Origin of the sequence: Fuscovulum blasticum DSM 2131 (genome assembly GCF_003034965.1) — a bacterium.
Lineage (GTDB): Bacteria > Pseudomonadota > Alphaproteobacteria > Rhodobacterales > Rhodobacteraceae > Pseudogemmobacter > Pseudogemmobacter blasticus.
Genome location: NZ_PZKE01000035.1, coordinates 1 through 9758, shown reverse-complemented (window position 1 = coordinate 9758; position 9758 = coordinate 1). Strand labels below are relative to the sequence as shown.

The following is a 9758-nucleotide window of genomic DNA, read 5'->3' as shown; positions in this document are numbered from 1 at the left end:
TGCCCGAAAGGACCGAGATGATTCCCGCCAGCTTCCCCCCGAAAGAAGAGATCGCCCGTCTGACCGCCCGCGCCTTTCTGGAAATCGGCGCGGTGCATTTCAACGCGCGCGAGCCCTTCACGCTGGCCAGCGGTCTGCCCAGCCCGACCTATATCGACTGCCGCAAGCTGATTTCCTATCCGCGCATCCGGTCAACGCTGATGGATTTCCTGGCGGTGACCGTGATGCGCGAGGCCGGGTTCGAGGCTTTCGACAACATCGCGGGCGGTGAAACCGCCGGCATCCCCTTTGCCGCGCTGGTGGCCGAGCGGCTGGCGCTGCCGATGACCTATGTGCGGAAAAAACCGAAGGCTACGGTCGCAACGCCCGGATCGAGGGCGCGATGACCGAAGGCCAGCGCGTGCTGCTGGTGGAAGACCTGACCACCGACGGCGGGTCGAAACTGTCATTCGTGGATGCGATCCGCGACACCGGCGCCACCTGCGGCCATACGGCGGTGATCTTCTACTACGGCATCTTCCCCGAAACCGAGGCCCGTCTGGCCGACCATGGCGTCAAGCTGATCCATCTGTGCACCTGGTGGGACATGCTGGCCGAGGCCCGCGCCCAAGGCAGCTTTGACGCCGAAACACTGGCCGGGGTGGAAGACTTCCTGAAGAACCCGCGCGCCTGGCAAGAGGCCCGCAAGGGCGGCTGACGGCAACGGACTGTTGCCAAGAAAACGGTGCATGGTTGTGTGGAGAATTTGGGGACATCTGTGATTCGTCCCTGATTTCTTGTGGATCACATCCTGCGCGGCCCAAGCAGTGGTGGCCGACTCGGCCGGTCTCGGGTTAGATTTGCGGTCTGGCCAGGTTATCCCCAGGGTCTTCCCGGGATTGCCTGACCGAAGGAACACGCGCAGAAGACGTGTCTGAAAAGAGGGAGTTGAGGCATGAGCGAAATCGCAGCTTTGCGGCCGGCGGTTCCGGCCGTCGCAGCGGCGGCGACCGAGGCGCTGCCGCACAACATCGAGGCCGAGCAGCAGCTTCTGGGTGCGATCCTTGTCAACAATGACATCTATGACCGTATCGCAAGCCTGATCCGGTCAGAGCATTTCTTCGACCCGGTCCACGCCCGCATCTTCGAGATTGCCAGCGCCCGCATCCAGAAGAACGCGCTGGCTTCGCCCGTCACGCTGAAGGCCTTCATGGAGGATGACAGCGGGCTGAAGGAACTGGGCGGCGCCTCCTATCTGGTGCGGCTGGCGGGATCGGCCATCAGCGCCTTTGCGGCCCGCGATTACGCGCAGATGATCTACGATCTGGCGGTGCGGCGCGAGTTGATCCAGCTTGGCCGCGACATTTCCGATAAGGCCGCCAAGGTCGAGGTGGACAGCGAGCCGCGCGAGCAGATCACCGAGGCCGAACAGCGGCTGTACAAGCTGGGCGAACAGGGCGTTGCCGAACGCGGTTTCCAGAGCTTTCTCAAGGCCGTCACCGATGCGGTGAACGTCGCCAATGCCGCCTATCAGCGCGGTGGCGGGCTGGCGGGCATCTCGACCGGGCTGGTCGATCTGGACAAGAAGCTGGGCGGCCTGCACGAAAGCGACCTGCTGATCCTGGCCGGCCGCCCCTCGATGGGGAAAACCTCGCTGGCGACCAACATCGCCTTCAACGTGGCCAAGGCCTATCGCCGTGGCCGCAAGCCGGACGGCAGCGAAGGCGCGGTGGAAGGCGGGGTCGTCGGCTTCTTCAGCCTGGAAATGAGCGCCGAGCAGCTTGCCGCGCGGATTCTGTCCGAAGCCTCGGAAGTGCCGTCGGAACAGATCCGGCGCGGCGACATGACCGAGACCGAGTTCCGCCGCTTTGTCGATGCCGCCAAGGATCTGGAGGCCTGCCCGCTGTACATCGACGACACCCCGGCCCTGCCGATTTCGCAAGTGGCCGCCCGGGCGCGGCGGCTGAAGCGGACCCACGGGCTGGATGTGCTGATGATCGACTACCTCCAGCTTCTCAAGGGCTCATCCCGGGCGTCCGAGGCAAACCGGGTGCAGGAAGTTTCGGAAATCACTCAGGGGCTCAAGGCCATTGCCAAGGAGCTGAACATCCCGGTGATCGCGCTGTCGCAGTTGAGCCGCCAGGTGGAAAGCCGCGAGGACAAGCGACCGCAGCTTTCCGACCTGCGGGAATCGGGGTCCATCGAACAGGACGCCGACGTGGTGATGTTCGTGTTCCGCGAGGAATACTACAAGGAACGCGAGAAGCCCGCCGACCATGAGCTTGAGAAGATGGCGGCCTGGCAGCAGGTCATGGAGCAATGCCATGGCAAGGCCGAAGTCATCATCGGCAAACAGCGTCACGGGCCGATCGGCACGGTGGAGCTGTCGTTCGAGGGCCGCTTCACCCGCTTCGGTAACCTGGCCAAGCCCTGGCAGGGCGAAGGCGGGCCGGACGTGGGGTTCTGAGCCGCCGCCCGTCAGCGGGCGGTGCGCCAGCCAAGAAACAGCGAGGCCAGGATGCAGCCGGTGAACAGATACAGGCCCCAGGCCGTTTCCACCGTGACCATCCCCGCGCCCTTGGCGATGACGATGTAAAGCGCGATCAGGAACACATCGGCCATGGCCAGCTTGCCCAGAACATGCAGCGCCGGCAGCACGCGCGGCGCCAGCAGGCCGAACTGCACCAGGGCAAGCCCGATCACCTTGGCATAGGGGGCAAAGACCGCAAGGAAGGTGACCAGCAGCGCCAGCGCCGGATCACTGCCCCACAGCGATTGCAGCCCGGTGATAACGCTGATCTCGTCCATGCCGAAAACCGGCAGCAGGGCCGCCCGCATGAGCGGCGCGAACCACGCGACGGGAAACAGCAGCAGAAGGGCCAGATTGAGCGCGGCGGTCATTGCCACGGCCTGCCAGCCACAGGCTGCGCGGTCAAGAGGCGCGCGCGGGCGGTCAGCGCCGCGGGGCCGGCCGTTCCGGGCGCACCGGCAGGCTGGCCGGGCGTGTGGCCCGGCGCTCGGGCAGGCGCACGACGTTGGACGGCAGATCAGGCACGGCCGCCGGGCGGGCCGTCCTTGGCGCCGAAGCGGGGGTATCCAGCCAGCGTTGCAGCGTTGCACAATCCTGACGGGCGGCGGCCAGTTCGTCGGTCAGCGCCGCGATCATGGCGTCGCGGTCTCTGTCGGATCGCCCCCGCCGCGCCAGGGACAAAGCCAGTGCCCCGGCCAGAACGGCCATACCGGCCAGCAGCAGCGGCACCGGCGGCCACCAGGCCAACCGCCCGGCAAAGACAAGGCCGGTCACGATCAGCAGACCCGACGCCAGAGCGCAGGCAAGACCAAAGGCCGCGCCACGCAGCGTGCCGGGCAGAAAAGCGGGATTGGCCCTGTCCTGTGCCATGTTCGCAGTTCCCTTGCCCCCGGAACCAGCCAACTGCGCTTGCAGGGATTCGGCAAGCCTTTTCGGGGGCAAGGTCCGGGACCAAACGCCGCTTAGCGCACCGACGGTATCGGTCCTTCGGCGCGGCCGTGGATGAACTGCTGGACGTAAAGGTCTGGTGTGGCATCCATTTCTGATACCGGGCCGGTCCAGCGGATCAGCCCGCCGTGCAGCATCGCCACCCGGTCGGCAATGGCGCGGACCGAGGACATGTCATGGGTGATGGTCATGGCGGTGGCGCCCATCTCGACAACGATTTCGCGGATCAAATCGTTGATCACGCCCGACATGATCGGGTCCAGCCCGGTGGTCGGTTCGTCGAAGAAGATGATCTCGGGGTTGGCGGCAATGGCGCGGGCAAGACCCACCCGCTTCTGCATCCCGCCCGACAATTCGGCGGGATAAAGGTCGGCCACCTGGGGCCCAAGCCCGACGCGGCGCAGCTTTTCCAACGCGATCTCGCGCGCCTCGGCCTTGGGGCGTTTCAGCGCACCGCGCATCAGCCGGAAGGCGACGTTTTCCCAGACGCGCATACTGTCGAACAGCGCCCCGCCCTGAAACAGCATCCCGAACCGGGCAAGGAAGGCGTCACGCTCGGCCCCGCTGTCGTGGCGGGTGACATCCTGCCCGTCCAGCGTGATACTGCCCGCATCGGGACGCACCAGCCCCAGCACGCATTTCAGCAGCACAGACTTGCCGGTGCCCGACCCCCCGATGATCACCATGCTTTGCCCGCGCGGGATCACCAGATCCACGCCCTGCAGGACACGGTTCGCACCAAAGGCCTTGTGGACGCCGCGCAGCTCGATCATGCCGAAAAGAACACCTCGGTCAGGATGTAGTTGGACGCAAGGATCAGCACGCTGGCCGAAACGACGGCGGCCTTGGTGGCGGCACCCACACCTTGCGCGCCGCGGGCAGAGTTCATGCCGTGGTAGCAGCCCATCAGCGCCACAAGGAAGCCGAACACCGCGCCCTTCACCAGACCCGACCCGACATCCCAGAACTGAAGGAAGTCCATCGTGTTCTTCAGATAGGTGGCCGAATTGAAATCCAGCCGGGTGATGCCGACCATCCAGCCGCCCATGATGCCGATGGCATCGCCCACGCCAACCAGCACCGGCACCGTCAGCGTGGCGGCCAGAAGGCGCGGCGCGGTCAGGTATTTCATCGGATTGGTGGAAAGCGTCACCAGCGCGTCGATCTGTTCGGTCACCTTCATGGTGCCGATCTCGGCAGCGATCGAACTGGCGACACGCGCCGCCACCATCAGCCCGCCCAACACCGGCCCCAGTTCACGCGCCATGCCGATGGCCACGATCTGCGGCACCACCGCCTCGGCGTTGAAGCGCGATCCGCCGGCGTAGATCTGCAAAGCCAGCGCGCCGCCGGTGAAGATGGCGGTCATGCCCACCACGGGCAGAGAGTTCCAGCCGATCTGCATCACCGCATGGCCGAATTCCCGGGCATAGAACGGCGGGCGCAGCATGTGGCCCACGGCCGCGATGGCGAACAAGACCACCCGCCCCACCGCCGCCAGCGCGGCAAGAACGGGCCGTCCCAGGGCCGCCAGCGCCGCCGGCAGCGCGCCGGTCATCCGCGCCGCTCCTGATAGCGGCGGGCGTAGCGGGCCCCAAGCGAGGTGAGGATTTCATAGCTGATCGTTCCGGCCGCATCGGCCAGATCGTCGGGGCTTTGATAGGGGCCAAGGATGTCCAGCGTCCGGGGCACTTCGGGCAGATGGGTCACATCGACGGTGATCAGGTCCATCGACACCCGGCCGACCAGCGGACAGGGAATATCGCGGTCCCAGAGCATGGCCCTGTTCGACAGCGTGCGCGGCAGGCCATCGGCATAGCCGGCAGCCACGGTTGCAATGACCGCCGGCCCTTCGGCCTCCCACGCGCAGGAATAACCCACAGCTTCGCCGGGGGCGACCTCGCGGGTCTGGATCACCGGCAGCGACAGGCTGACCACGCGCTCGGCGGTGTCGAAGGGGCGCCCGCCATAAAGGCCGATGCCGGGACGGGTCAGATCGAAATGATACTGCGGCCCCAGCATGATGCCGCCGGTAGCCGCCAGGCTGCGCGGCAGGCCGATGCCATCGGTCATCTCGTGGAAAGTCTGCAACTGGCGCAGGTTCATCGGGTGATCGGGTTCATCGGCGCAGGCAAGGTGGCTCATCACCATCACGGGACCGGCCTCGATCAGGATCGGGGCCACGGCCTGCCATTCCACCATTTCCAGCCCCAGCCGGTTCATCCCGGTGTCAAGCTGCACGCCAAAGGGGGCGCCGGGCAGCGCCTCAAGGTGGCGGGTGATCTGTTCCAGGCTGTTGAGCATCGGCGTCAGGTCGAGATCGTGGATCATCTCGGTGTCGCCAGGCATGTGGCCGGACAGGATGTTGATCTGCGGGCCGGGGCCAAGCGCCTGCCGCACGGCGGCGCCTTCTTCCGCCAGGGCAACGAAGAAGCGGCGGGCGCCGGCCTGGGCCAGCGCACGGGCCACACGCCCGGCCCCAAGGCCGTAGGCGTCGGCCTTGACGACGCCGGCCGTCTGCACCCCTGGGCCGGACAGCCGGTCAAGGGCACGCCAGTTCAGGGCGATAGCTTCAAGATCAATGGTAAGGGTCGCGTTGGCCATGCGCGTCTTAATCGGCAGGTGCGGGCGCCGGGTCAAGGGGGAAAGGCGGGCCGCCTGCGGCATCAGCAGCCGCTTAGGGCCGGGCCGGCTGCGGGAATTTGTCCCTTGCGCCTGCCGCGGCACAGGGCGACCAAGGGACATGGCCCATGACATTCCCCCCGCTGACGCAAATTCGTCACAAGACCCCGCCAACGACGGTGCACTTGACCTGGTGCTGACCAGCTTGACCGTTGCAGGTTTGTGCGTTGCCGCGATTGATGCCTTTCTGACGCCCCTGCCCGCACTTCTGGTGCGGGCGGCGCTGATCCTGGCCTATCTGGCCGGCGGATTGCCGCCGTTGCGCAGCGCCCTGGTCGAACTGTTCCGCAACCGCGTGCTGGACATTGACCTGCTGATGGTGATCGCAGCCCTGGCGGCGGCAGTGGTCGGTGCGCCACTGGAAGGCGCGGTTCTGCTGGCGCTGTTCTCGATTGCCGGCACGCTGGAAGGCCGCGCCATGGGCCGGGCGCGCAACGCGGTTGAGGCGCTGATGCAGTTGCGCCCCGACACGGCGCTTCGGCTGGGGCCGGATGGCGGGGTGGTTGAGGTGGCCGTGGGCGATCTGGCTCCCGGTGACCGGGTGGTGCTGCGCCCCGGCGCACGGGTGCCGGTCGACGGGCGCGTGGTCGAAGGCGAAGGCCGGCTGGACGAAGCGACCGTTACCGGGGAATCGCTCCCGGTGAAGAAAGGCCCCGGCGCGGCGGTGTTCGAGGCCTGTGTGAACCTGGACGGCGTGCTCGTGGTCGAGGTGACACGCGCACTGGCCGACAGCACGGTCGCGCGGATGATCCGGCTGGTGACCGAGGCGCAGGCCGCCAAGGCCCCGTCGGAACGGTTCTCGGACTGGTTCGGCCAACGCTACACGGTCGCGGTTCTGGCCGGGTCGATCCTGGCCTTCTTTGGTTTTCGCGCGGCGGGGTATGAGGCGGACCATGCGCTTTATCACGCCGCCACGCTGCTGGTCGCGGCCAGCCCCTGCGCAGTGGTGATCTCGGTTCCTGCCGCTATCCTGTCAGCACTGTCGGCCTCGGCGCGCGGCGGCGTTCTGTTCAAGGGCGGTGCCGCGCTGGAACGGCTGGCGGCGGTGCGGGCCTTCGCCTTTGACAAGACCGGCACCCTGACCACCGGCCGGGCCGAAGTGACGGGCATCCACGCCGCCTCCGGCGACGAAACCGAACTGCTGGCGCTGCTGGCGGGGCTTGAGGCGCAGTCCGAACACCCGATCGCCGACGCGATCCGCCGCGCCGCGCTGGCGCGCGAGGTGGTGCCGGTGCTGGTGACAGCGGTGCGCGCTCTGGCGTCGGAGGGCATCGTCGGGCTGGATCCATCGGGCGCACAGGTCTGGGCCGGCAATGCCCGGATGCTGGACCGGATGGGCGCAACCGAGGCCGCCGCCGCCCTGCAAACAGACGCGGCCGAGGATACGCAGGTCTGGGTTGGCCGGGGCGCACAGGTGCTGGGGGCGGTGCGCGTGGCCGATGCGCCACGCGAAACCTCGGCCGCGGCGCTGGCGGCGTTGCGGCAAGGCGGGGTGCAGCGCATCCTGATGATGACCGGCGACCGCCGCCCGGTGGCGCTGCGCATCGGACGCGCTCTTGGTTTTGCCGAAGATGACATCGCCGCCGACCTGCTGCCCGCCGACAAGGTGAAACTGGTCGAGCTGATGGCGGAAACCGGCGCTGTGGCCTTTGTGGGCGACGGGGTGAACGATGCGGCAGCATTGGCGCGGGCTGATGTCGGCATCGCCATGGGGGCCGCCGGCAGCGAGGTGGCGCTGCAAGCCGCCGACGTGGCCCTGATGGCCGAGGACATGGCCCAGCTCGCCGCCGCCCACCGGATTTCCCGCCGCGCCGCGCGGATCATCCGGCAGAACCTGACCTTTGCCATTGGCGCCATGGTGGTTCTGGTCATCGGCGGGCTGTTCTTCGAACTGCCCTTGCCGCTGGCGGTGATCGGCCACGAAGGCGGCACGCTGCTGGTGGTGCTGAACGGCTTGCGCCTTCTGGCCGACCCGATCCGCAAGGGCTGAGGCCCGCGCCACAAGGCTTGCCCGCCGCCCCCCTGCCGGGATAGGCAGGGGGCATGAGCAAGGCCGCCCCGTCCTTCACCTGCACCGCCTGCGGTGCCACCAGCCGCAAATGGGCGGGTCGCTGCGAAGCCTGCGGCGCGTGGAACTCCATCGTCGAAGAGGCGCCGCTGTCCTCGGGACCGAAAGGCCCCACCGCCCGCGGCCGCAGCATTGCGCTGACCGACCTTTCCACCGAAGAGGCACCGCCGCCGCGCGCCGCCTCGGGCATCGCCGAATTCGACCGTGTGCTGGGCGGCGGCCTCGTGCCCGCCTCGGCCATCCTTGTCGGCGGCGATCCGGGCATCGGCAAATCGACATTGCTGTTGCAGGCCGCTGCAAGTTTCGCCCGCAAGGGGTTGAGCGTCATCTATATTTCCGGCGAAGAGGCCAGCGCCCAGGTGCGGATGCGCGCCCAACGGCTGGGCCTGGCCGAAGCCCCGGTCAAGCTGGGGGCCGAAACGGCGCTGCGCGACATCCTGACCACGCTGGATACCGAACGCCCCGGCCTGGCCATCCTGGATTCGATCCAGACCCTCTGGCTGGATACGGTCGAGGCCGCGCCGGGCAGCGTCAGCCAGGTCCGCGCCTCGGTGCATGAACTGGTGACCTTCGCCAAGCGGCGCGGCGTGTCGGTCATTCTGGTCGGCCATGTCACCAAGGACGGCCAGATCGCCGGCCCGCGGGTTGTGGAACACATGGTCGATACCGTCCTGTATTTCGAAGGGGAGCGCGGCCACCAGTTCCGCATCCTGCGGGCGGTGAAGAACCGCTTCGGCCCCGCAGATGAGATCGGCGTGTTCGAAATGACCGGCAACGGCCTGCAAGAGGTGTCGAACCCCTCGGCCCTGTTCCTGTCGGCGCGCGACGCCCCTGCCCCCGGCAGCGCGGTCTTTGCGGGCATCGAAGGCACAAGGCCGGTGCTGACCGAAATTCAGGCGCTGGTCGCCCCGTCCACCCTTGGCACGCCGCGGCGCACCGTGGTCGGGCTTGATTCGGGGCGGCTGTCCACCATTCTGGCGGTGCTGGAATCCCGCGTCGGCATTCCCTTCACCGGGCTGGACGTGTTCCTGAACGTGGCCGGTGGCCTCAAGGTCAGCGAACCCGCCGCCGATCTGGCCGTGGCCGCCGCCTTGCTGAGCGCGCGCGAGGATGTGGCGATCCCGCCCGACATGGTGCTTTTCGGCGAGATCAGCCTGTCAGGCGCGCTTCGCCCGGTGTCGCAGACGGAAAACAGGTTGAAAGAGGCCGCGAAACTTGGTTTCACACAGGCGGCCCTGCCGGCTGGCTCCAAACACGGGGCGGATGCCGGGTTGCGGTTGCGCGAAATGGCCGATCTGACGGCCTTCACCGGTGAAATGTTCGGAGCGGGCTGACCAAAGGCCCGAGAGGTGACAGATGGATAACTTTACCTGGGTCGATGGCGGCGCTGCCGTGATCATCCTCCTCTCGGCGATCCTGGCCTATTCGCGGGGTCTGGTGCGCGAGCTGATGGCGATCCTTGGCTGGGTCGGCGCGGCCATCCTGGCCTTCATCTTCGCGCCCGCCGCAACACCATTGGTCAAGGAAATCCCCATGCTGGGCGATTTCCTC

At 67.3% G+C, this 9758-nt stretch carries 9 protein-coding genes and 1 pseudogene; 5 read left to right on the top strand and 5 right to left on the bottom strand.

All coding sequences use genetic code 11. The features are described 5' to 3' along the window. Positions 1 to 17: 17 nt before the first annotated feature. Both C5F44_RS17240 and C5F44_RS17235 read left to right on the top strand, forming a co-directional pair. A pseudogene (locus C5F44_RS17240) lies at positions 18 to 697 on the top strand (orotate phosphoribosyltransferase). 237 nt (positions 698 to 934) lie between these two features. Further along, entirely contained in the window at positions 935 to 2446 is a 1512-nt protein-coding gene (locus C5F44_RS17235) for a replicative DNA helicase (protein ID WP_107674846.1), read from the top strand. A gap of 11 nt (positions 2447 to 2457) precedes the next feature. Here the strand turns inward: C5F44_RS17235 and C5F44_RS17230 are convergent, their stop codons facing one another. The 5 genes from C5F44_RS17230 to alr all read right to left on the bottom strand — a co-directional run bounded on the left by C5F44_RS17230 (position 2458) and on the right by alr (position 6061). Next, positions 2458 to 2880: a paraquat-inducible protein A gene (locus C5F44_RS17230; RefSeq protein ID WP_107674844.1), complete on the bottom strand. Its 423-nt coding sequence runs from the start codon at positions 2878 to 2880 to the stop codon at positions 2458 to 2460. Positions 2881 to 2932: 52 nt separating this feature from the next. Further along, positions 2933 to 3379: a hypothetical protein gene (locus C5F44_RS17225; protein ID WP_107674842.1), complete on the bottom strand. Its 447-nt coding sequence runs from the start codon at positions 3377 to 3379 to the stop codon at positions 2933 to 2935. Positions 3380 to 3471: 92 nt separating this feature from the next. Next, positions 3472 to 4230: an ABC transporter ATP-binding protein gene (locus C5F44_RS17220; protein WP_107674840.1), complete on the bottom strand. Its 759-nt coding sequence runs from the start codon at positions 4228 to 4230 to the stop codon at positions 3472 to 3474. Then, a complete protein-coding gene (locus C5F44_RS17215; protein ID WP_107674838.1) occupies positions 4227 to 5015 on the bottom strand; it encodes an MlaE family ABC transporter permease in 789 nt (262 codons plus the stop codon). Before C5F44_RS17215 ends, C5F44_RS17220 begins: the two co-directional genes overlap by 4 nt. Further along, a complete protein-coding gene (gene alr / locus C5F44_RS17210; RefSeq protein WP_107674848.1) occupies positions 5012 to 6061 on the bottom strand; it encodes an alanine racemase in 1050 nt (349 codons plus the stop codon). The genes C5F44_RS17215 and alr overlap by 4 nt, the downstream gene beginning before the upstream one ends. A gap of 139 nt (positions 6062 to 6200) precedes the next feature. On the opposite strand from alr, the gene C5F44_RS17205 reads away from it, so the two are divergent. The 3 genes from C5F44_RS17205 to C5F44_RS17195 form a co-directional block, all read left to right on the top strand. Continuing rightward, a complete protein-coding gene (locus C5F44_RS17205; RefSeq protein WP_107674836.1) occupies positions 6201 to 8129 on the top strand; it encodes a heavy metal translocating P-type ATPase in 1929 nt (642 codons plus the stop codon). A gap of 53 nt (positions 8130 to 8182) precedes the next feature. Continuing rightward, positions 8183 to 9541, top strand: a complete 1359-nt coding sequence (radA, locus tag C5F44_RS17200) for a DNA repair protein RadA (protein WP_107674834.1) — start codon at positions 8183 to 8185, stop codon at positions 9539 to 9541. A gap of 22 nt (positions 9542 to 9563) precedes the next feature. After that, a partial coding sequence (locus tag C5F44_RS17195; protein WP_181318317.1) for a CvpA family protein occupies positions 9564 to 9758 on the top strand: 195 nt, incomplete at its 3' end.

Coding starts and splice junctions, on each gene's coding strand:
- C5F44_RS17230 (WP_107674844.1), bottom strand. CDS start 2,880: ATGACCGCCGCGCTCAATCTGGCCCTTCTGCTGCTGTTTCCCGTCGCG.
- radA (WP_107674834.1), top strand. CDS start 8,183: ATGAGCAAGGCCGCCCCGTCCTTCACCTGCACCGCCTGCGGTGCCACC.
- C5F44_RS17225 (WP_107674842.1), bottom strand. CDS start 3,379: ATGGCACAGGACAGGGCCAATCCCGCTTTTCTGCCCGGCACGCTGCGT.
- alr (WP_107674848.1), bottom strand. CDS start 6,061: ATGGCCAACGCGACCCTTACCATTGATCTTGAAGCTATCGCCCTGAAC.
- C5F44_RS17215 (WP_107674838.1), bottom strand. CDS start 5,015: ATGACCGGCGCGCTGCCGGCGGCGCTGGCGGCCCTGGGACGGCCCGTT.
- C5F44_RS17205 (WP_107674836.1), top strand. CDS start 6,201: ATGGCCCATGACATTCCCCCCGCTGACGCAAATTCGTCACAAGACCCC.
- C5F44_RS17235 (WP_107674846.1), top strand. CDS start 935: ATGAGCGAAATCGCAGCTTTGCGGCCGGCGGTTCCGGCCGTCGCAGCG.
- C5F44_RS17220 (WP_107674840.1), bottom strand. CDS start 4,230: ATGATCGAGCTGCGCGGCGTCCACAAGGCCTTTGGTGCGAACCGTGTC.